The organism is Paracholeplasma vituli (assembly GCF_025446935.1).
GTDB classification, from domain to species: domain Bacteria; phylum Bacillota_I; class Bacilli_A; order Acholeplasmatales; family UBA5453; genus Paracholeplasma; species Paracholeplasma vituli.
Genome location: NZ_JAOEGN010000003.1, coordinates 23,932 through 43,250 on the forward strand (window position 1 = coordinate 23,932; position 19,319 = coordinate 43,250).

Annotated in this window: 24 protein-coding genes; all 24 read left to right on the top strand. The window is 33.9% G+C overall.

From position 1 onward, the window contains the following. Positions 1-120: 120 nt before the first annotated feature. The 24 genes from N7603_RS02025 to N7603_RS02140 all read left to right on the top strand — a co-directional run bounded on the left by N7603_RS02025 (position 121) and on the right by N7603_RS02140 (position 19,313). A complete protein-coding gene (locus tag N7603_RS02025) occupies positions 121-372 on the top strand; it encodes a hypothetical protein (protein ID WP_262095664.1) in 252 nt (83 codons plus the stop codon). A 119-nt stretch (positions 373-491) separates the two neighbouring features. Next, positions 492-803 carry a DUF3846 domain-containing protein gene (locus N7603_RS02030; protein ID WP_262095665.1) on the top strand — a complete coding sequence of 104 codons (312 nt, stop codon included), beginning with the start codon at positions 492-494 and terminating at the stop codon, positions 801-803. After that, complete coding sequence (locus N7603_RS02035; protein ID WP_262095666.1) at positions 796-1,134, top strand: hypothetical protein; 339 nt, start codon at positions 796-798, stop codon at positions 1,132-1,134. Before N7603_RS02030 ends, N7603_RS02035 begins: the two co-directional genes overlap by 8 nt. Continuing rightward, positions 1,131-2,780, top strand: a complete 1,650-nt coding sequence (locus tag N7603_RS02040; RefSeq protein ID WP_262095667.1) for a terminase large subunit — start codon at positions 1,131-1,133, stop codon at positions 2,778-2,780. The genes N7603_RS02035 and N7603_RS02040 overlap by 4 nt, the downstream gene beginning before the upstream one ends. After that, the gene (locus N7603_RS02045; RefSeq protein ID WP_262095668.1) at positions 2,777-3,991 is read left to right on the top strand and encodes a phage portal protein; all 1,215 of its coding nucleotides are present in this window, start codon (positions 2,777-2,779) and stop codon (positions 3,989-3,991) included. The genes N7603_RS02040 and N7603_RS02045 overlap by 4 nt, the downstream gene beginning before the upstream one ends. Then, positions 3,972-4,574 carry an HK97 family phage prohead protease gene (locus N7603_RS02050; protein WP_262095669.1) on the top strand — a complete coding sequence of 201 codons (603 nt, stop codon included), beginning with the start codon at positions 3,972-3,974 and terminating at the stop codon, positions 4,572-4,574. The genes N7603_RS02045 and N7603_RS02050 overlap by 20 nt, the downstream gene beginning before the upstream one ends. Before the next feature lies 1 nt (position 4,575). Then, on the top strand, positions 4,576-5,721 hold the full coding sequence (locus N7603_RS02055; RefSeq protein ID WP_262095670.1) for a phage major capsid protein: 1,146 nt from the start codon (positions 4,576-4,578) through the stop codon (positions 5,719-5,721). Positions 5,722-5,726: 5 nt separating this feature from the next. After that, positions 5,727-6,008: a phage head-tail connector protein gene (locus N7603_RS02060; protein WP_262095671.1), complete on the top strand. Its 282-nt coding sequence runs from the start codon at positions 5,727-5,729 to the stop codon at positions 6,006-6,008. 1 nt (position 6,009) lies between these two features. Continuing rightward, positions 6,010-6,315: a hypothetical protein gene (locus N7603_RS02065; RefSeq protein ID WP_262095672.1), complete on the top strand. Its 306-nt coding sequence runs from the start codon at positions 6,010-6,012 to the stop codon at positions 6,313-6,315. A 13-nt stretch (positions 6,316-6,328) separates the two neighbouring features. Then, complete coding sequence (locus N7603_RS02070; RefSeq protein WP_262095673.1) at positions 6,329-6,676, top strand: HK97 gp10 family phage protein; 348 nt, start codon at positions 6,329-6,331, stop codon at positions 6,674-6,676. Next, entirely contained in the window at positions 6,660-7,010 is a 351-nt protein-coding gene (locus N7603_RS02075) for a hypothetical protein (protein WP_262095674.1), read from the top strand. The genes N7603_RS02070 and N7603_RS02075 overlap by 17 nt, the downstream gene beginning before the upstream one ends. 2 nt (positions 7,011-7,012) lie before the next feature. Continuing rightward, entirely contained in the window at positions 7,013-7,582 is a 570-nt protein-coding gene (locus N7603_RS02080; RefSeq protein WP_262095675.1) for a major tail protein, read from the top strand. 1 nt (position 7,583) lies between these two features. After that, positions 7,584-7,931, top strand: coding sequence for a hypothetical protein (locus tag N7603_RS02085; protein WP_262095677.1), 348 nt, complete (start codon positions 7,584-7,586; stop codon positions 7,929-7,931). A 203-nt stretch (positions 7,932-8,134) separates the two neighbouring features. Further along, positions 8,135-10,525 (top strand): hypothetical protein, encoded by a 2,391-nt coding sequence (locus N7603_RS02090; protein WP_262095678.1) that lies wholly within the window; start codon positions 8,135-8,137, stop codon positions 10,523-10,525. Next, positions 10,525-11,325, top strand: a complete 801-nt coding sequence (locus N7603_RS02095) for a phage distal tail protein domain-containing protein (protein ID WP_262095679.1) — start codon at positions 10,525-10,527, stop codon at positions 11,323-11,325. The genes N7603_RS02090 and N7603_RS02095 overlap by 1 nt, the downstream gene beginning before the upstream one ends. Then, a complete protein-coding gene (locus tag N7603_RS02100; RefSeq protein ID WP_262095680.1) occupies positions 11,312-12,841 on the top strand; it encodes a hypothetical protein in 1,530 nt (509 codons plus the stop codon). Before N7603_RS02095 ends, N7603_RS02100 begins: the two co-directional genes overlap by 14 nt. 1 nt (position 12,842) lies before the next feature. Beyond that, entirely contained in the window at positions 12,843-13,637 is a 795-nt protein-coding gene (locus N7603_RS02105; protein ID WP_262095681.1) for a hypothetical protein, read from the top strand. Beyond that, positions 13,638-14,243 (top strand): nucleotidyltransferase domain-containing protein, encoded by a 606-nt coding sequence (locus tag N7603_RS02110; RefSeq protein WP_262095682.1) that lies wholly within the window; start codon positions 13,638-13,640, stop codon positions 14,241-14,243. It abuts the gene before it with no gap. Next, on the top strand, positions 14,230-14,547 hold the full coding sequence (locus tag N7603_RS02115; RefSeq protein WP_262095683.1) for a hypothetical protein: 318 nt from the start codon (positions 14,230-14,232) through the stop codon (positions 14,545-14,547). Before N7603_RS02110 ends, N7603_RS02115 begins: the two co-directional genes overlap by 14 nt. Beyond that, positions 14,540-14,917 carry a hypothetical protein gene (locus N7603_RS02120; RefSeq protein ID WP_262095684.1) on the top strand — a complete coding sequence of 126 codons (378 nt, stop codon included), beginning with the start codon at positions 14,540-14,542 and terminating at the stop codon, positions 14,915-14,917. The genes N7603_RS02115 and N7603_RS02120 overlap by 8 nt, the downstream gene beginning before the upstream one ends. Positions 14,918-15,078: 161 nt before the next feature. Continuing rightward, complete coding sequence (locus N7603_RS02125) at positions 15,079-17,259, top strand: peptidase domain-containing ABC transporter (RefSeq protein ID WP_262095685.1); 2,181 nt, start codon at positions 15,079-15,081, stop codon at positions 17,257-17,259. After that, positions 17,249-18,286, top strand: coding sequence for an HlyD family secretion protein (locus tag N7603_RS02130; RefSeq protein WP_262095686.1), 1,038 nt, complete (start codon positions 17,249-17,251; stop codon positions 18,284-18,286). Before N7603_RS02125 ends, N7603_RS02130 begins: the two co-directional genes overlap by 11 nt. Before the next feature lie 4 nt (positions 18,287-18,290). Further along, complete coding sequence (locus N7603_RS02135) at positions 18,291-18,761, top strand: hypothetical protein (RefSeq protein ID WP_262095687.1); 471 nt, start codon at positions 18,291-18,293, stop codon at positions 18,759-18,761. A gap of 168 nt (positions 18,762-18,929) precedes the next feature. Next, a complete protein-coding gene (locus tag N7603_RS02140) occupies positions 18,930-19,313 on the top strand; it encodes a hypothetical protein (protein ID WP_262095688.1) in 384 nt (127 codons plus the stop codon). Positions 19,314-19,319: the final 6 nt, after the last annotated feature.

Genomic DNA, 19,319 nt, shown 5'->3' on the forward strand with positions numbered 1-19,319 from the left:
GGTTCCCTCGCAGAATTGGTTTTCATAAATGAAATACTTTTATCTAATAGACTTTATTTCTTTATGCGGTATTGTTTGTTTAAGGGATAAACCCTATATATCGACAAGGAGATATTAACAATGGCAATCAAATATCAAATAACAGTAAAGCAAAATGGCGACACCAAATATTTAAGCGGAGAAGTGCAATCTCATAATCAACTACAAAAAGTCCTGAATCAAGCATATGAAGGTCTAACAAAAGGCACAAGAGCAGATGTAACTTTATCATATGTTGAAGAGACTGTAGAATACAGAGAAGCTGAAAGATTGAGAACCAAGCAAATTGTAAAAGAAGAATTTGAAAAGATGAAAAAGGATGGTGAAATCTAATGAGTGAGATTAAAACATGTTCAATATGCAAAAAACGATTCACCGAATATGGAAATAACCCAATTCCTTTCAAAGGGAAAAGTTGCTGTGATCAATGTAACAATCAAGTGGTTTTGCCAATGAGAATATTTGAGAACCAGGATGAAACCAAATATGCAATGCTATTCAAAACAGATGGCACTTTAAGGCGCATTAGCCCCAAGGACGAGTACTTCACACTCAAAGAACTTCAAAGCCTTGTAGGGGGATTAATTGAACTTTATCCAATCAGATACAATAATCATTTAATCGTTTGCAATGAAGAAGGATTAATCCTAGGATTACCTATTAACAATCTATTCAAACAATATACTGGAATCACACTAGTCGGAGACATTTTGTTATGTCCAGAAGCAATATTTGAGGAACCCCAGGAGCGTTATGATGAGTAATTACAAATGCGTGTTTGATGAATACAATAGATTAGCCCAATCACTAGGTATTGATAAACTAGAACCAAGTAAAAAGTGTTTAGTTGAAGAACTTGTTAAACAAGCTTCTTTTTTGTTAGTTGAATTGGACATTTTGAAAGAACAGATTAGTACCTATGGTGCAATTCAAATCAACAAAAATGGTAGACAAAAACAAACAGAAGCAAGTAAACACTACAACCGTACATTATCGACTTTTTCATCACTCATGAAAAACATACATACAATCATTGGAAAGTCTAGTGATGATGGAGATGATGAGTTGGAAAAATTCTTAAAGGGATTGTCATGATACAAGAAAATTACTTAATCCAATATTATCAAGAAATTGAAAATGGCAATATCATTGTTGGGAAAGAACTAAAAGACCAACTTGACTTCTTGATATCAGAATTAAGCAATCCGAAATTTGTTTTTGATCCCTTACCTGGTTTAGCAAGAATTAGATTTATTGAAACCTTTTGTAAACACACCAAATCGCCATTCAATGGACATCCATTCTTACTTGAGTTATGGGAAAAAGCATTACTTCAAACGGCTTATGGATTCAAGTACAATGAGACAGGTCTTAGGAGGTTTAACGAAGTAGTGCTCCTGGTGGCAAGAAAAAATGGAAAGACAACATTTATTGCTGGAATTGACTTGGCAGAATTCTTTCTTTCAAGTGGTGGAACAGATATCGTATGTGCATCTAATACTAATGATCAAGCATCTATTTTGTTTGAAGAAATAAATAACATGCGAGAGGGTTCAAAGACCTTAAGAAATGAGAAGTATTCTAAGAAAAACATTTTTTATATATACTCACCTAAGAGTAAAAACAAGATAAAGAAACTATCTGCTCAAAGTAGAAATAAAGACGGTTTCAATATTGAAGTAGGATGTATTGATGAAGTTCATGAGATGACTGATTCTAAAGTTTATGATGCAATTAAGCAATCTCAGTCAACAAAGATTGAACCACTTATATTTATCATTACAACAGAAGGCGTAGTCACTCAAGGATTTCTGGATTCAAAACTAACTTACTGCAGAAAACTTATTAAAAAAGAGATTGAAGATGAACATATTTTGCCATGGCTATATACACAAGACAGTGTAGATGAAATCTATCAAGATAAAAAAACATGGCAAAAATCTAATCCAAGTCTAGGAACAGTAAAACTACCAAGTTACCTTGAAGACATCATGAATAAATCAAGAAATGACCATTCCATGAAAGTTACGATGCTTTGCAAAGATTTCAATATCAAGCAAACAGATCAAGGCGCATGGTTAGAGTTTAAAGATGTAAATAACACTGAAACCTATACGATGAAATCAATTAGTGATAGTTATGCAATAGGCGGTGTTGATTTATCAAATACAACTGATTTGACTGTGGCGTTATTGTTGATAGTCAAAGGTGGAAAAAAGTATGTTCATGCACAATACTTTATGCCATCAGAAGTTTTAGAAAAACGTAAAGAAGAAGATAATGCACCATATGATATATGGCTTTCCCAAGGATTAATTACCTTAAGTCCAGGAAGTCAAAATGATTTCTCTCTAGTTACAAACTGGTTTATTAAGATGATAAGAGAGAACGGTATTAGACCGCTATGGATTGGTTATGATCCGTGGAACTCACTTTATTGGGTAAAGGAAATGGAAGAAGCTGGATTTATTTTAGAAAAAGTTAGACAAGGCATATATTCATTATCAGAGCCGATGAAACAATTAGAAGCTGACCTTAAAAATAAAGTGGTTAACTACAATAACAATCCTATGATGAAATGGAACCTAGCGAATACACAGGCTAAGGTAGACATTAACGGAAACATTCAACCATCCAAACTAGGATCTAAGTTTAAACGAATTGATGGTGCAGTTGCGTTGATTATTGCATATGCAGTTCTTAATCGATACAAATCAGAATATGAGGGAATGATAAGATGAGTATTTTTGATGTATTTAAGAAGAAAAAAACGATAGATTCATCAAACGAGTTCAATATTTTCTCGGCCAATCTCAACTATATGATGTCAAATTCAAAACGTATCGAAGATAGTGACATTGCAGAGATATGTATCGATCGAATCGCTTCCCATATTAGTAAATTGAAACCTAAACATATTAAACACGGTAAAGAAGGTTCTGTTGAAGTCATAGAGGATGAAATCAATTTTCGACTCTCGCACTATCCTAATGAACTCATGACAACATCAGAATTTATTTATAAAGTTGTTAGTCTCTTGTTAACCAATAACAACTGTTTCATATATCTTTCATTTAATCAGAAAAACCAGTTAACAGGACTATATCCACTCAACCCTGTCAAAGTAGAAATAAAGCAAGATTTAGGAGAAACACTATTTCTTGATATGGACTTTGGTGATGGAAAAACATATACACTGCCCTATGAGTCACTCATTCATTTGAAAAGACTATACAAGAATCATGAACTCTTCGGTGGTGACGGTGCAATATCAAATCATAAGCAGTTACTAAAAAGTATCAACATGAATGAAAACCTGTTAACCGGATTAGAGAATGCATTACGTTCAAGTTTTCAAGTAAAAGGGTTACTAAAGATGAATGCAATGCTATCAGAAAAAGATAAGCAGAAGCAAAAAGATATCTTCGATGAAGCACTTAAGACGAATCGAGATAAGAACGGCTCAAGCATAATCCCTGTTGATATGAAAGCAGATTATATCCCGCTTTCAATTGATCCAAAGATTATTGACAAAGAAACACTCACGTTTGTACAAAATAAGATACTAAACTACTTTGGAGTAAGTGAGTCAATTCTAAACTCAAAATATGATGAGAATGAATACAATGCATTCTATGAAAATACTCTTGAACCTATTTCCATATTTTTATCTAATGCATTCAGCAAAGCTCTACTAACAGATAAAAGTCTTACAGAGGGTGAGCAAGTCATGTTTTATGGTGAACGGTTAAACTATGCTTCATGGTCAAGTAAGATTACTGCAATTGAAAAACTTATGGGATTAGGCATATTTTCAATAAATGAATCTCGCGGAGTGTTAGGATACCCACCTATTGAAGAAGGTAACAAACGGATTCAAAGTCTTAACTTTGTAAATGCAAAATATGCGGATCAATACCAAGTCGGAAAGGATGACAAAGATGATAAATAAAGAAACTCGTATATCAGAAATCCAAGCAGTCAGTGAAGAAAAAATGATTATTGAAGGTTACGCTATCAAGTTTAATGAGCAAACACTTATTGGAACTGAAGCACATGGATTTAAAGAAATCATAGCTAGTGATGCACTTACTGAAACAAATATGAAAGATGTACCCTTAAAGTACAATCATCAAGACAACTTCTTAGTAATTGCAAGAACTAGAAACAAATCACTTGAACTTGAAGTTGATGAAGTGGGGTTAAAAATTAGAGCTGAACTACTAGATACACAATCCAATCAAGATATCTATAAAATGGTTAAAAGCGGACTTTTGGATAAGATGAGCTTTGCATTTACGGTAAAGAACCAGTCCTGGGATAGAGCTGGTATGGTTCCAGTAAGAACCATTCAAAAGATTGATCGATTGTATGATGTGTCTATTGTAGACGTTCCTGCTTATGAGGGAACGAGCGTTTATGCGAGAAGCTTAGAGTTGTTGGATAACAATACTAGGGAGTTGGAAAACTTAAAGCATGAATACCAAAAAGAGATCATAAGAAAAAAAATCAAAATCAAAGGAGATATTCATTAACATGAATTTAAACGCTAGAAAAAAGGAAATAGAAGTTCGTATTGCAGCAATTAAAGCAGAGTCTGAAACGGCTGAACTTCCAGTATTAGAAACACTTGAACAAGAACTCGATAAACTTGTCTCAGAAAGAAATGTCATCGACAAGAAATTGCTTTTAGCAGCAAAGTTTGTTCCAACAAATGTTCTTGTTGAAAAGAAAAACGAATTAAATCTAGAGGTGCTTGAAAAACGCGGTGTTGATTTAAGAGAAAAACGCATCGTCCAAGTGTCACAAGATGAAATTCTATTACCACAGCATGTTGATAACAAAATAACAGCTTATCCATTTAGTGAGGTTAGTTCACTAGTAGATAACATCAATCTTATCAACTTAAATGGTGGCGAGACTTACAAGAAAACATTTGTTAAAGAATCCGGTACAGCAGGATATACTAATGAAAGCGAAGATTATCATGAAACTGAACCTGATTTCGGTTATGTGACTATTACAAAGTGTAAGCTAACAGCATATACAGAAATTACTGAAGAACTTGAAAAACTTCCAAGCGTTAACTACCAAGCAGAAGTCATCAAAAATATTAAAACCAGTTTAAAGAAGAAGCTTTCATTGGAAATATTAAGAGGTGCTGGTACAGCAAATAACTTTACTGGATTATTCTCCGATAAAGCAATTGCTCTTAGTGATACAGAAGATCTATCAATTGGAGAAATCAATGAAAATACCCTTGATGATATTGTATTTGCCTATGGTGGAAATGAAGATGTTGAGGGTGGTGCAGTATTGATTCTCAACAAGCATGATTTACGTGCATTTGCTGGATTGAGAACAAAAGAAGGCAGAAAAGTGCATTCGATTGATTATGTGAATCACACGATTGATGGAATTCCTTATATCATCAATTCAAACTGTAGTTCACTTTCTAACAGTCAAACACCAGAAGGTGCATATGCAATGGCATACGGATCGCTAAAAAACTACGAAGTCGCTGTCTTCTCACCAATCGAAATTTCCAAATCAAACGATTATAAGTTTAAGCAAGGGATTATTTGCTACAAAGCATCTGTGTTCGTTGGTGGTAACGTCGTTGGGTATCAAGGTTTTGTTCGTGTTGTCAAAGGGTCAAGTACAGCAACCCCTGAAGAATAATTTTTATGGACAACTTTTTACTGAACAAAGTGAAAAGGAGTCTTCTAATTCCTGAATCAGAAACATTCGCTGATGGGGAGATTGAAGTTCATATACTTTCATGTAAAGAACTCATCTCCTCAACAGGAGTTAGTCAAGATACCATAAACAACTCAGAGATAGTAGTAACGTTGATTTTAATTTACTGCAAAACATTCTTTGGGTTTAAATCTGATGGTAGTGTGCGTGAACTACCCTCTAGTTTTTATACGATATTGAATCAGTTGGCTATATCAAAGGGTGAATGAAATGTCTAACATACTTATTAGTCTAATCAAAGTTGATAAGAAAAAAGAGAAGTACATAGTCTTGTCATCTAAAGAAGTCATTGGAGTTGAACGCAGTTTAACAACAAATGAGTTTGAAACAAGTGTCCAGACAAAACTAAACATTATCAGAAAAGTTCTTGTTGTGTCATTCCTCTATGGAGGAGAAAAGTTTGTAAAAGTAGGTGCTACATTCTATAAAGTTGAAAGAACATATGATTTAGGTCAATATATAGAACTTTATTTATCAAATACTACGTTAACAGCTGAGGATTTCATTAGTGGATAAAATGCTTGATAGTGTGAATAAACTTATTAAGCAATATGGTGAAGACGTTGTGAGAGAGATGGATACACGCATAGATAAAACCGCAGATCAAATACTTGAGTACATAAAAGCTAATTGCCCAAGGAGTGATTCTGGTTCAAATCATCTTGCTGATTCATTTATCAAAACCAAGATTGGAGATACAACCTATATATCTTCAAAGACAAAAGGGAAACTGGTTCATTTAATTGAACTTGGATTTAAGCATACAAGTGGCAAATTTGTTAAAGCAAGACCTTTTCTCATACCAGGATATGATAAATTCACTCCAAAGATGCTAGAAGACTTAAAGGAGATAATCCAAAATGGCGTTGCGAAATGATCCGATTTATCGAGCTTTAAAACCAGTGACTCAAAATGTCTTTTACTTAGACAATTTACATGATAACGACGATTTAAATCAAAAAATGCCATTTATTGTCTGGCATATCGTTAGTAAGAAACCAGTAAATGCTGATAATAAGGTACTTATCTATCAAGTGACATATCACATTATTTTGGTCACCAAGAAAAGAAGTGAAGCCTTAATGCATCGACTTGAATCAAGATTAAATGAAAAAGAATTGCCCCATCGCATGATCAGCAGTTATCAAAACGATGACTACTCTTTAAATAGAGTATATGAAGTACAAATTATAACAAAGGGAGGTTATTAAACATGGGAAACAAAGTATCTTTTGGACTTACAAATGTCTATTATTCTAAGATTACATCTGCTAACGAGGTAGAAACATACGGAAATCCAGTGAGATTATACGGAGCTCAAGAGTTCTCATCTGAGGTCATTGGTGGTAGTGAACGCATTTATGCAGATGATTCTGTAATTGCAACGCTAACTCAAAATGCTGGTAGAAATATCACTTTAAAGTTGACAGAACTGGATAACGATTTTAAAACCAATATCTTAGGATATATCAAGTTAGCAAACGGAAATCTTGTAGAAATCAACAATGCAAAGACGGAAAAATTCGCACTTGGTTTTGAGTTTCAAGGAGACCAAGAAGCACGTCGTGTTTGGTTTTTTAAGTGTTCAGTGACACCAATTAACGAGGCAACCAAAACTAAAGGTGAATCTGCAGAAGCAAATAGTATTTCATTATCTATTGTTGCTGAACCAGTTCAAGTAGGCAATTATCTGATTACACATGTTGTTGCACACAAAAGTGATGAGAACTATCCAGCCTTTTTAACGAGTAAGCCTGAATTACCAGTGATTGTGGGGTCATAAAATGGAAAAACAAGTTAGTATTTCAGGAAGAGAATACCGTTTAAAATCATCCTTATATTCGATTATTTCATATAAGAATACATTTGGTTCTGAACTATTTAGTGATATCTCAGGTATTGATAAATTAGGTAATGGAAATGATGATGTATCGAAAGTCATTGATACTATTTTTAGAATATTCTATATCTTGCATAAACCATTTACGAGCAAAAGTTATGACGACTTCTTAAATGAGTTTGACTTTGATATATTATCCAACCAAGAAGAACTTACAAAACTTAGCCAGGTAATCGCTGAGGTATTTAGTACAACAAAAAACGTAGTGGGGGGAAGTATCGAGAAACGCTAGATACTTCTCCCATTACTGCATCTATTATCTTAAATCTAGGCGAGTTGGGTATTCCAATTCGTGACAGTGAGTTTTTCAGTATTGAAACTTACTTTGAAGTGATTGAATTACGCATTAAGGCTATGGATGGAGAATCCGGTCATAGACGAGCAACACAAACTGACATAAACAAGTTCCTACTTTAATGAAAGGTGGTCAAGACGATGGCAGAAACCATTAAAGGATTAAACATAAAACTCGGTTTAGATACATCAGATCTTGACCAAAAATTAAAGGACATTAATGGAGAGTTAAAGGAAGAACAAAAAGATCTAAAAGCAATCAATAACTCTTTAAAATTTGATAGTACCAATCTAGAAAAATGGAAAGAAAAACAAGACAAACTTAATAGTATTCTTGAAAACACTAAAAAGCGTTTGGAAGTTCAAAACGCACGTCTAGAAGAAGCGAAAAAAGCACTTCAAGTCGGTGCTATATCACAAGAACAGTTTAACCAAGTTAAACGATCCGTCGAGTATGCAGAATCAGATGTCAATAAACTCAATAAAGAGTTAAGAGAAACTGAAATGCAAATCAAAAAAATCGGTGGAATGAATACTGAGAACTTAAAGAAAGTTGGCTCATCATTTACCAAGCATTTGACTTTGCCAATTGTTGCAGCAACGACTGCTCTGGCTGCTTTATCCGTCAAATCTATGCAAACAGCAGATGAGATAGCAGATAATGCATCAAAAGTTTATCTATCTGTAGAAGCATATCAAGAGTGGGGTTATGTTGCTAAGATACTAGCAGTTGATTCTAATAATCTTCAAAAAGCATTAGTGAGAACAAACTCTATTCTTGGTGAAGTATCCCAGGGCGGAGACAAATATGCATCAACACTGATGAAGATGGGGTTAAGTTCAGATAATTTGATTGGCAAATCAACGGATGAAGCATTTGAACTCATTAGAGACTCATTATCTAAAGTTGAGGATCAAGCAGAACGTACAGCACTTGCAAACGAAATATTTGGTGAGAAACTTGGAACTGAACTAGCTCAGATACTTCAATCAACCTCTTCAGAAATAAATACTCTAAGAAATCAAGCACGAGAACTTGGTATCGTTACAACTGAACAAGCAGACGTTGCTGGTAAGTTTACTGACTCAATTGATAATCTCAAACAAAGTTTTTCAAGTCTTGGTGTTAGTATCGCCATGGAAGTTGTTCCTGTTCTGCAGAAGATGATGGATTTGATTCAAAGCAAAGTGGTACCAGCAATAAGAAACCTAGTTAACTGGTGGTCAAACTTATCAAATGGTATGAAAACTACGGTTGGAATACTTCTAGGAGTATTAGCAGCGATTGGACCTGTAATAACGATTGTACTTAAGTTAATACCTATGATTAAAACACTACAAGGTGTAATGTCTGGTGGTGTAATACTCAAGTTCTTCCAAGGCTTCGCAATAGGTAATATTGCTCTAATTGGTCTCATTGCTACATTAGCAATAATCTTGTTACAAAACGAGAAGTTTAGAGAATTGCTTAAATCACTAATGGAAACATTAGGAAAATTGCTAGAGCCCATCGGAGCTCTTGTTTCGACCCTCATTACTAAACTGCAACCAGTTATTGACGTGTTGATTGGTGCGATTCATCAAATGATTGATGTATTGGTAAAGTTGATAGAAGGCATCATGCCAGTCATTGAAGTGGTATTTGAAGTTCTTGTAGATATATTAAGTAAGCTTATTGGAAATATGTTGAGTCTAATAGAAGAAATATTACCAATCGTAATTAGTCTCATAAAAGAAGTTCTTAAGATATTTGATGCACTAAAACCAATTCTACAGATTGCCATAGATTTGATAGGTTTACTAATCGGTCAAGTGTTAAAACTCATCCAATCAGTTTTAGAACCAGTCATGAAGATATTAAATATCGTTATTCAATTAATTGGAGCAATAATTGGTGTCATTATTAGTCTAATCAATTCCATATTGACACCACTCAATGCAATTTTAAATGTATTAGCTTCAGTGATTGGAGCGGTTGTAGCTATCTTAGAAGTCGTAATCAACGTATTAGTAGCAGTTCTAGAACCAGTTTTAAAGATTATCTTTGCAGTACTTGAACCTATACTTTCAATTCTGATGGTCTTCATTGATATTATTGCATCAATTATGGTTTTACTTGCACCACTGATTGAAACGCTACTCGCACCACTCATTAACCAACTTGACTTCATCGCTTATATTTTTGAAGCACTCGCACCACTAATTACATTAGTAGGTAACATTTTATCAAATATATTAGCACCAATCCTTGAAGTTATCTTCATATTGTTAGAACCAATCCTATGGGTATTAGAGATGATTATTGATGCCTTTACATGGATAGCAGACAATGTGATGAAAATATTTGATGGTATCGGTGGTGCATTAAAAAGTGTTGGTGGTTTCTTTGGAGATTTATTTACAGGAAAACTATTTCAAAAGAATAATGGCAACACAACTAATAATTCAACAACAAACCATGTGACTGTCAACACAACTTCGTCATCGTTTGATATCAACTCGATTAACAAAGCACTAGGAGGTGCTTATTAATGAGAGAATTATATTTCAAAAATGAGATTGGTATTGATTTTAAATTGAATAAAAACGTCATTATTTCATCCATCGAAGGATTAGGCATCATTAAAGAAAATACATATTTTCAATATGGATCAAAATCAGAAATGTTTACAACTCAATCACCTATTAGTCAAGTGACATTAGATTTAATCTTCTTTGAAGGATATCAAGGATACTTGAGTTTTGTTGAATACATTAAAAAAAGCAAAGTCTTATACCTTTACTACAGAGCTGTTGATGAAAAGTATTGTTACGTTGAGATTGTCGAACTTACAAAAGGACAACTTGAGTTTGGTGTTTTAAAATCAATACTCCGATTAGATAAACTTTCGAGTTGGTTAAAGAAACGAGAAATTGAGATTGATGTCAATGAGTCAAGTGGTGCAAAAGTGTATCCATACTCTTATATCCATACTTATGATGCATCAAGCAATGGTAAGATTCGTTATTTCAACTATGGTCACAATCCAGCAGAAATGATCATCAAAATCGTTGGACATGTTAGTAATCCTGTGATGACAATCAAGCAATACGGAGTCATTCTACAAACGATGAGATTGCTTTTAAGTAGCGATGGTATATTCGAAATATCATCTGTCTCCAATGATGCATACATCAAAAGAAATGGTGTTAATATTTATGATCAACAAGATTTTACATGTACGAACTTTTTAAAACTACCTATCGGTGAATCTGAAATATATTTTGAGAGTGGAGTAACATCAGAAACTAAATGCTACTTAACCATATTCGAAGAGTATGAGGCGAACTAGTATGAAGATAATGATATTTGACAAACTTCACTTTGAATTTAAGGAAGAACTTAATATCTCAAGCGACTATCAAATAATTCTTGATGTAGTTATCAATCAAAATAGTTATTTTGTAACAAACAATAACCGTACGAATGCAATCGTTGGAGATATTGTCATCCTCCATGAAAGGTCATTTTTCTATATTGGTTCAGTCTCAAGTATTGAAACTACAGATATAGGGCAAATTAAGATTAATTCAATGGATTATCTATCCTCAATTGATTTTGATCTAAGAGCAACTAAATTCACAGGAAACATTGGATATGAGCTCATTAGATATCTTAGAGCTGAGTATAGTGACAATATTGATTCTTATCAAAATAAACCGTTTTTGAAGTTCGAAAATCAAGTGTTGATTGAAGGGAACATTCAAACATCAAGTGATGATCTAGTGAAGTTTAGCAATATATACAAAGACATCTACAAGCAGTATAAAATTAGATTACATGTAAGACTAGGTATAGTCAACGGAATGATTACGCATATTAAGATTGTCACAGTAGACGCTAAAAAGGAACATGTTTTGTCATCAAATTTTCCTATGATAAGAGGGCTAATCATTAATGATAATCTTACACCAAGACTCAATAAAATGACTTTTTTGCCAAGTATAGAAAATATAAGTCATACATCAGTTCAATCGTTCTATCTTCTTGATGATGGTTCAATTACAACAGAAAGAAACGCACCAGGACGTCTATATGATGTCATAGAACAAAAAAGGCTATATAAAGATGATGAACTCGGTGGAGAATTGTACTCGCATTTGTTCTCTTCCGGGCAAGTAAAAACTGCTTCAGGAACAATTTTGCTTTCTGGTGTTAGTTGGATCCAATCATCTGCAACACATATCGGATTCGATAGTACGGTTAGTGCAAGAGGTGTACAGATTGGTTCATCATCAAATCCAAATACCCAGGCATTTTATCTACAGATGGCATTATCAAGTTTGGGTACAGGTATTAAAGTAACAGAAGTAAAAATTACACTAGCGACTGCATCCATACAGAATGAATATAAAATCCAAGTGGGTCAGTTTTCCACAAACTTTAAAATCATCTCTTCATTGTCAAATGCTACCTATACAACTGGAAAAATCAATGAGTCAAGTGGGAACATCGAAATCAGTTTAAGAGCAACATCTGGGGCAATGTACATTTCAAAGATAGAGATATCCTATCAAGCAATCGATAGTGACAAGATGACTCTGTTAGATATAGCTAGCCAAGAGATGTTAAAGGAAGAATACATGCATCACATAGCATTTAGTATTGCACAGGATAATTCTGTTTTTGTGCCATTCCAGAATGTGCATTTAGGTGACAAGGTGTTATTCATCCACGGTGACAAGTGTTGGACTACGATATTATCTCGCATTGAAATGATGGGAACAGTAAAAGATTACATGATTACACTTGGTGAACAACGCATAAAACTTACAGAAAAACTAAGATTAATATTGGAGGGTAAATAGTATGGCACTTAGAAAAATTACATTTGATGGTGCAACAGTATCCAGTAAAGATGATGCAGATATCAACTATCATTTATTTGATTTAATACCAGCTGGCATCATTAAAGGATTAGGTAATGAGATTCCAGTAAGTGCTGGTAATAACACCATAACGTTTGGTTCAGGATATCTGCAGATTTATGGAAGAAGAATCTTCATGGAACCTAATACGCAGATAAGCATTACACTAGACGCAACCAGGAATGGTTATATTGCAGTAGATATTAATCTAGCCCAAAACACACTTGAACTGACACGGATAGAAATATCAAGCGGTTGGCCGACACTCATTCAAAACAACTTATCAAACTCAATCGGTAGATACCAGTTTGCAATTGCAAAATACTCTAAGACCCCAACAAGTTTATCTCTTGATGCATCTTTTGCAGCAACAAGACCCATGATAAAGACTTTGTCTGATTTAGTCAATGAGAAGAATCAAGAAGTTTATGATTGGGCATTGGGTAAGTTTTCGAATAAGATTATTCCTCCAGTTGACTTGTGGGCAACGGTTATGAAATATAACTTAACCGACTTTCCTGGACAAGCAACTGATTGTTTAATTCACGTGAGATTAGGCAAGATTGCTACATTCACTTTTTCTGGAAGACATCTTATCAATGCATCAATTCAGAGTTTGGCATATCGATATATAGGTGTAGATTACTATTTAACTATTGAATATACCAGTTCACAAATGTATCTCTATTCGAATAACACAAGTCATAGAATCTCTTCAGTGGAGGTATTTAGGTAGATGTTAAATGAATTTCGAAATAATAAAATACTATTAGCTTATTATGCAGGGTCGTCTGCATATGGCACAAGAACTGAAACTTCAGATATTGATATTGTTGTTGTTTTGGATGACTTAAATGGATCAATGCATATTTCCAATGAAGAACTAGGCATTGAGTACTTTGTCTTTGGTAAAGAAGATTATGCACGAAAAATGACGTTTAACCATGAGGTATCAGCATATTTAAAACTATTTAATGATGACATATTATCAGTAGAACAACCAATCGTTTTAGATGAATCTTTTGTCACGGATTATGAGAATTATCGATCAAGGGATTTCAACAACTTGATAGCAGATTATACTGATACAGTCATTGAATACTATCAACACTTTCTTTCTGAGAATGCTCTTAAAAAAAATATGTATCATTTGTATCGTATTGAAAAACAAGTTAAAACATTCATTGACACTGGACAGTTTCAAATAACTAAAGATGAGAGCGTCAAAGAAAAAATGATGGTATTTAAAGAAAACTATCAATCAAACTCAATGGATTATATGAAAGAACTTAGAGATATTTTGAAGTATCTCAAGGAGGTTAGAAAACATGTTACCGACTGAAATAGCATTAACAATCATATCTGTACTAGGAACAATCAGTTCCATTTCATTTGGGTATCTTGCATTTAGAAGAAACGTAAATTCAGAAACAAAACAGATAGGCAGAGAAAGCGGTACAGTGATATCTGATCTCGGATATATCAAATCAAGTATTGAGAGAATAGAAAAAAGACTCGATATCTCAGAGTCAAAGTTTGATGGTGTATTCACAAGATTAGCACGAGTCGAAGAAAGTGTATCATCAGCTCACAAACGTATTGATGAGCAAATCATAAAAAGACCAGGAGGAAAGAAAGTTGAATGAAATAGTTGTTAATGTCATAGCAGTAGTTGTCACAAGCGTTGTAATACCTTTAGTTACATTATTAGGTGCAAAACTGAATCAGTGGATTAATGGAAGAATCAAAGACGACGAAACCAAAAAGGTTGTTGAAGAAATAAATCAGATTGTATCTACTAATGTGTCTTTTGTCTTTCAAACATATGTTGAAAATCTGAAGAAGAAAGATAAGTTTGATGACAAAGCACAAAGTTATGCGTTGAGGTACGCACAAGAGAAAATCCTAAATGATTTAGGAGATATTGCCAAAGAACACATCTTTGAACATTATGGAGATATTAATGGATGGATTACTAAACAGATTGAATCTACAATCTATAATTTAAAAAAGTAAACTTTGCTAATCATCACAAAGTATCAGGTCAAATAACTCTAAAAAACTAAGAATTTTCTCACATTTTCTCACGAATAGGACATATACGCCCTGTTTATATTGACTAATCTCATATAAAATGAACATAATGAAGAGTGTATCATTCGGTATGGGGGAACATTATGAATAAATACATTTGTGTCAAACAACACGATATCAAAGATTGTGGTGCTGCGTGTTTATCAACCATCAGCAAAACATATGATTTAAAACTACAAATATCCAAGATTAGAGAAATTGCTGGCACTGATTCCTATGGAACCAGTGTTTTTGGTTTAGTTAGAGCGGCAGAACAATTAGGTTTTAGCGCGAAAGCAATCAAAGGAACAAGAGAAAATTTATTAACTCCATTTCCTTTGCCAGCTATCGCAAATGTCTTAACAGAGGATAACATCCAACATTATGTTGTCATACATAAGATTAATGAAAAGAAAGTAATAATAGCAGATCCAGCTAAAGGTATTAGAAAACTCACATTCAATGAGTTTGCAGGGATGTGGACAGGATATCTAGTTATCTTAAAACCGAGTCAATCCTTTGAGAAGAGAAATGAAACAGAAGGCACATTTACAAGGTTTTTCAAGATGCTCATCCCTCAAAAGCATTTAATGATTAATGTGATCTTAATGAGTATTGTTTTAACAATCTTTGGTATTTTAGGATCTTTTTACTTTAAATTTTTAATGGATGAAATCATACCGTTTGGCTTAGAGAAAACACTGCATGTGGTCTCAATAGCCTTTGTGGGACTTTATTTACTCAATATTATCTTAAGTGCATTTAGAAGTCATTTATTGATGTATTTATCAATCAGACTTGATATACCACTTATGATGGGATACTACAAACATGTCACTAAGCTACCTTTAGGATTCTTTTCAACAAGACAAATTGGTGAGATCACTTCAAGGTTTCAAGATGCGGGCGTTATTAAAGATGTAGTGAGTGGAGCAACCCTCACCATATTACTGGATACAACGATGGTCATCTTTGGAGGGATTATTTTATATTCCATTAATCCAACGATGTTTTTAATGACGGTCATTATCGCAGCACTTTATGGCGTATTAGTTTATGCATTTATTAAGCCATTTAAGAAAATTCAAAGAGCTTCTATGGAACAAGGCGCGAAGATTAGTTCTCAACTGATCGAAAGCATTCATGGTGTAGAAACGATTAAAGCGTTTAACGCAGAAGATAGTGCGAGCTTAGAAACAGAAAGTAGATATATTAAAGGTGTACTGATTGGTAAAAAAGGTGGCATCTTAGGCAATGTTCAAGGATCAATGATTGGTGTAGTGGAAGCATTAGGTGGACTATTTATTTTATGGTTTGGGGCACTGATGGTGATTCGAAACGAAATCAGCTTGGGACAACTCTTAACATTTAATGCACTTTTAGCTTATTTCTTAAGTCCACTTAAAAACTTAATTGGTCTGCAACAACAAATCCAAAGTGCCGTTGTAGCGAGTGAACGTTTATCAGAAATCATCGATTTAGAATTAGAATACGATCAGGATGAAGAAAAGAAATATAAACCAAGTAGTTTAAAAGGGGATATCAGCTTAAAAGATGTAGATTTTAGATATGGTTCTAGAAGACTTGTTTTAAACCATTTAAACATGACGATTAAACCAGGTGAGACCATCGCGATTGTTGGTGAATCGGGTAGTGGTAAAACAACACTCGCTAAACTCTTACTTAACTTATACAAGATTGAAAAAGGTGAAATTAAGTTAGATGAGATGGATATAGAAATGATTCATAAAGAAAACTTAAGAAATCATATGGGCTACGTCTCACAAGAAGTCTTTTTGTTTAGTGGTTCAATTGAGGAAAACTTATTTTTAGGACAAGACCACATTAATTTTAGTGAAATGAAGAAAGTCTGTGAACTATTAAAGATTGATGAGTTTATTCAAGCACTCCCTAAGAAATATCAATCAGCACTGATAGAAGGTGGACATAATTTAAGTGGTGGTCAAAGGCAAAGACTCTCTATAGCTAGAGCACTCCTTAAAAAGCCATCTGTGTTAATCCTTGATGAAGCAACATCGAATTTAGATGCTAAAACAGAAGAAGCGATTACTGAAGTGTTATTTAATCAATATAAAGAGATGACAAAGATTATTATCGCACACCGGTTATCAACGATTAGGAAAGCAGATAAAATCGCACTCATGGATCAAGGAGAAATAAAAGAATTTGGTAGCCATCAAGAACTCATTAAACAAAAAGGATTATACTATGAGCTTTGGGTTTCTCAAGTGGGGGAAAGTGAGGTAGAAAAACATGCGAAGTAAAACATATGAGTTTAAAGAACTATCAGATGCAAGAGAAGTTGTTGAACATAAAGTACCTAAGTTTATGTTGTGGTTTTTCTATTTTGTCTTAGTAACATTAACACTTACACTCATTTGGAGTTATCTAGGAACCAAAGAAATCGTGGTTCAAGCAAGTGGTACGGTTAAAACGAACCAAACACAAAGTGTCATTCCACTGATGAATACAACCATTTTAGCGGTTCATTTTCAAGAAGGAGATATGGTTGTTGAAGGTGATTTAATCATAGAGTTTGATGGTAGAGCCTTAGAAAGAGATATCGTCAATTATGAAAATGCATTAGTGACACTAAGAGAAAACTTGAACTTAGAAGTACTTTATTTAGAATCCGTTGAAGCGGATACAAACCTCTTTGATTTAAACAACTTAAAGCACGTGTCTAAATATTATGAAGTGAAAAGTTATTTAGAAGTGTTGGACGTATCAGAAACGAAAGTCCAGGATAAACTAACTAAACGCGCATCCATCACATCTAACATCAGCCAACAAAATCAAACCATTTCACAATATGAAAATGAAATAGAGAAAATTCGTCAGCAATTAGAAGCCTATAAGGTATATGCAAGCTTTGACGGTATCTTACATTATGTTTACCCTGTTATGGTAGGCAGTAGTATAGTAGGTGGTCAAGAGTTATTAAGGGTTCACCAAATAGATAATGATGAATTATTAACGGTACAGTTTTATGTCTTAAACAAAGATATTACGCAAATGAGTATCGGACAAAAGGTCAGAGTAGAAATACCAGCATTATCGGTTAGAACTTATGGTTATGCAGAAGCGGAAGTGGTTCATATAGAATCAGATAGCAGATTTGATTCACAAAGTGGACAATCCTTCTATTTAGTAACAGCAAGACTAACTTCTAATCAATTATTAGATGAATCTATTAAAATCGGTATGCAAGTACAAGGCAGAATGATTACTGATGAACAAAGGTACTTATTCTGGGCTATCGAAAAACTAGAATTATGGATCTTTAGGTAACCTTATGAAATTTATTGAAACAGGTGTAGAACTTAGGCTTACCCATATCTTAAAATATCAAGGTGTAATTTATAACCATGAGATGGATGACATCATTGGTGAGATGATTCACTATATTGAAAGTAAAAAAGGTAAAGCAATACGGATCTTAACGATTACGAAGGGACTAAACTTTGAAACAGGCAAACAAAGGTTAGTGATGGATTTTTATATAGAGATGAATCAACCAACCATAGGTAGTAACAAGTTTTCATATCTACCAGTTTATGAATTAACCAATTGTGTCGTCTCTAAATATAAAGGTCATCCACAAAACGCTTCTATAGCAACCAAAGAAGTGAATGACTACATTAAAAAGCATGAACTAGAACCTATCAGTCCAGTTCATCAATTAATGAAGATTGATAAGAAGACTAAAAAGAAAGAACAAAAGAAAAACGAAGTTGACTTAGAAGTCTATATCAAAGTCAATTAAAACACTATAAGGGAAACGAAATCACACGTTTATGGCGGTAGAGGGATTATGGATCTAAAGTATCCTATCAGTTGACTGATCATCAACAATCAATCTAAATGGTAAATATCTATAGGAGAAAAAGGTTAATAATGAAGAAAATCTGTGATAGAATAGGAGGTGAAATATATGACATACGCAATGACTTTAGATAATTCTTGGGAACTCATGACAGAAGATGAGATGTATGATGTGAATGGTGGAGGAACAATCGCTTTATCAATCAGAATATCTGCAGAAACAATAGGTGCTGCTGTCGGCGCAGGGATTGGTGTTTATGTTGGATATTTAGTTGGAGTACTAGCAGTCAAATTGGGACTAATTGCATCGACAACTGGTCCAGGTGCGATTCTTATCATGGCTATATCGGGAGTTACATTAACATTAATTGGAGCTGCTATAGCAAACGCAATTGAAGATGCTGTTAGAAATGGACAAAACACTGCGACCGTTAGGTATACTTTAGCATCCGGGTTTTTGGTACCGAATTGGACAATACCCATAACGCTTTAAGAAAGG

What these genes read in the sequence shown, in the direction of transcription:
- N7603_RS02055 (WP_262095670.1), top strand. Translation starts at nt 4,576, where the DNA reads ATGAATTTAAACGCTAGAAAAAAGGAAATAGAAGTTCGTATTGCAGCA.
- N7603_RS02075 (WP_262095674.1), top strand. Translation starts at nt 6,660, where the DNA reads ATGGCGTTGCGAAATGATCCGATTTATCGAGCTTTAAAACCAGTGACT.
- N7603_RS02090 (WP_262095678.1), top strand. Translation starts at nt 8,135, where the DNA reads ATGGCAGAAACCATTAAAGGATTAAACATAAAACTCGGTTTAGATACA.
- N7603_RS02065 (WP_262095672.1), top strand. Translation starts at nt 6,010, where the DNA reads ATGTCTAACATACTTATTAGTCTAATCAAAGTTGATAAGAAAAAAGAG.
- N7603_RS02095 (WP_262095679.1), top strand. Translation starts at nt 10,525, where the DNA reads ATGAGAGAATTATATTTCAAAAATGAGATTGGTATTGATTTTAAATTG.
- N7603_RS02140 (WP_262095688.1), top strand. Translation starts at nt 18,930, where the DNA reads ATGACATACGCAATGACTTTAGATAATTCTTGGGAACTCATGACAGAA.
- N7603_RS02060 (WP_262095671.1), top strand. Translation starts at nt 5,727, where the DNA reads ATGGACAACTTTTTACTGAACAAAGTGAAAAGGAGTCTTCTAATTCCT.
- N7603_RS02030 (WP_262095665.1), top strand. Translation starts at nt 492, where the DNA reads ATGAGAATATTTGAGAACCAGGATGAAACCAAATATGCAATGCTATTC.
- N7603_RS02035 (WP_262095666.1), top strand. Translation starts at nt 796, where the DNA reads ATGAGTAATTACAAATGCGTGTTTGATGAATACAATAGATTAGCCCAA.
- N7603_RS02130 (WP_262095686.1), top strand. Translation starts at nt 17,249, where the DNA reads ATGCGAAGTAAAACATATGAGTTTAAAGAACTATCAGATGCAAGAGAA.
- N7603_RS02025 (WP_262095664.1), top strand. Translation starts at nt 121, where the DNA reads ATGGCAATCAAATATCAAATAACAGTAAAGCAAAATGGCGACACCAAA.
- N7603_RS02110 (WP_262095682.1), top strand. Translation starts at nt 13,638, where the DNA reads ATGTTAAATGAATTTCGAAATAATAAAATACTATTAGCTTATTATGCA.
- N7603_RS02050 (WP_262095669.1), top strand. Translation starts at nt 3,972, where the DNA reads ATGACAAAGATGATAAATAAAGAAACTCGTATATCAGAAATCCAAGCA.
- N7603_RS02105 (WP_262095681.1), top strand. Translation starts at nt 12,843, where the DNA reads ATGGCACTTAGAAAAATTACATTTGATGGTGCAACAGTATCCAGTAAA.
- N7603_RS02125 (WP_262095685.1), top strand. Translation starts at nt 15,079, where the DNA reads ATGAATAAATACATTTGTGTCAAACAACACGATATCAAAGATTGTGGT.
- N7603_RS02085 (WP_262095677.1), top strand. Translation starts at nt 7,584, where the DNA reads ATGGAAAAACAAGTTAGTATTTCAGGAAGAGAATACCGTTTAAAATCA.
- N7603_RS02040 (WP_262095667.1), top strand. Translation starts at nt 1,131, where the DNA reads ATGATACAAGAAAATTACTTAATCCAATATTATCAAGAAATTGAAAAT.
- N7603_RS02100 (WP_262095680.1), top strand. Translation starts at nt 11,312, where the DNA reads ATGAGGCGAACTAGTATGAAGATAATGATATTTGACAAACTTCACTTT.
- N7603_RS02045 (WP_262095668.1), top strand. Translation starts at nt 2,777, where the DNA reads ATGAGTATTTTTGATGTATTTAAGAAGAAAAAAACGATAGATTCATCA.
- N7603_RS02115 (WP_262095683.1), top strand. Translation starts at nt 14,230, where the DNA reads ATGTTACCGACTGAAATAGCATTAACAATCATATCTGTACTAGGAACA.
- N7603_RS02135 (WP_262095687.1), top strand. Translation starts at nt 18,291, where the DNA reads ATGAAATTTATTGAAACAGGTGTAGAACTTAGGCTTACCCATATCTTA.
- N7603_RS02080 (WP_262095675.1), top strand. Translation starts at nt 7,013, where the DNA reads ATGGGAAACAAAGTATCTTTTGGACTTACAAATGTCTATTATTCTAAG.